This window comes from Streptomyces zinciresistens K42 (assembly GCF_000225525.1).
Classification (GTDB): Bacteria; Actinomycetota; Actinomycetes; order Streptomycetales; family Streptomycetaceae; genus Streptomyces; species Streptomyces zinciresistens.
Genome location: NZ_AGBF01000453.1, coordinates 1 through 1,113, shown reverse-complemented (window position 1 = coordinate 1,113; position 1,113 = coordinate 1). Strand labels below are relative to the sequence as shown.

Annotated in this window: 1 protein-coding gene; it reads right to left on the bottom strand. The window is 65.0% G+C overall.

Annotation, left to right across the window (positions count from 1 at the left end):
• Positions 1–1,113: maltose alpha-D-glucosyltransferase (treS, locus tag SZN_RS37160; RefSeq protein WP_007506544.1), on the bottom strand; the 1,113-nt coding region annotated here is incomplete at both ends.

Genomic DNA, 1,113 nt, shown 5'->3' with positions numbered 1-1,113 from the left:
GCGGTCGTTGTCGAGGAGTGGGGCGAGCCTGCGGCGGATGCCGATGTTGGCGCGCATGCGGGGGTCTTTGGCGTATTCCGCCCACATGTAGTCGCGTTCCTCGTCGGTGACCATTTCCAGGGTCAGCTCGTCGTGGTTGCGCAGGAAGATGCCCCACTGGCAGCCGGAGGGGATGGCGGGGGTCTTGGCCAGGATCTCGGAGACGGGGTGGCGGGACTCGCGGCGTACGGCCATGAAGATGCGGGGCATGACGGGGAAGTGGAAGGCCATGTGGCATTCGTCGCCGCCGCTGCGGTAGTCGCCGAAGTAGTCGACGACGTCCTCGGGCCACTGGTTGGCCTCGGCGAGGATCACCGTGTCGGGGTAGGAGGCGTCGATCTCCTTGCGGACGCGTTTGAGGAAGTCGTGGGTTGCCGGAAGGTTTTCGCAGTTGGTGCCTTCCTCGGCGTAGAGGTAGGGGACGGCGTCGAGGCGGAAGCCGTCGATGCCGAGGTCCAGCCAGAACCTGAGGGCGGAGAGGATCTCGTCCTGGACGGCCGGGTTCTCGTAGTTGAGGTCGGGCTGGTGGGAGAAGAAGCGGTGGAAGTAGTACTGCTTGCGGACGGGGTCGAAGGTCCAGTTGGAGGCTTCGGTGTCGACGAAGATGATGCGGGCGTCGGGGTAGGCCTTGTCGTCGTCGGCCCACATGTAGTAGTCGCCGTAGGGGCCTTGGGGGTCTTTGCGGGACTCCTGGAACCACGGGTGCTGGTCGCTGGTGTGGTTCACGACGAAGTCGATGATGACGCGCATGCCGCGCTGGTGGGCGGAGTCGACGAACTCGACGAAGTCGGCGAGGTCTCCGAACTCGGGCAGGACGGAGGTGTAGTCGGAGACGTCGTAACCGCCGTCGCGCAGGGGTGACTTGAAGAAGGGCGGCAGCCACAGGCAGTCCACGCCGAGCCACTGGAGGTAGTCGAGTTTGGCGGTGATGCCCTTGAGGTCGCCGACGCCGTCGCCGTTGCTGTCCTGGAAGGAGCGGACCAGGACCTCGTAGAAGACGGCACGCTTGAACCAGTCGGGGTCACGATCCTTGGCCGGAGTGTCCTCGAAGGTGTCCTGAACGGGCTCGTTGAC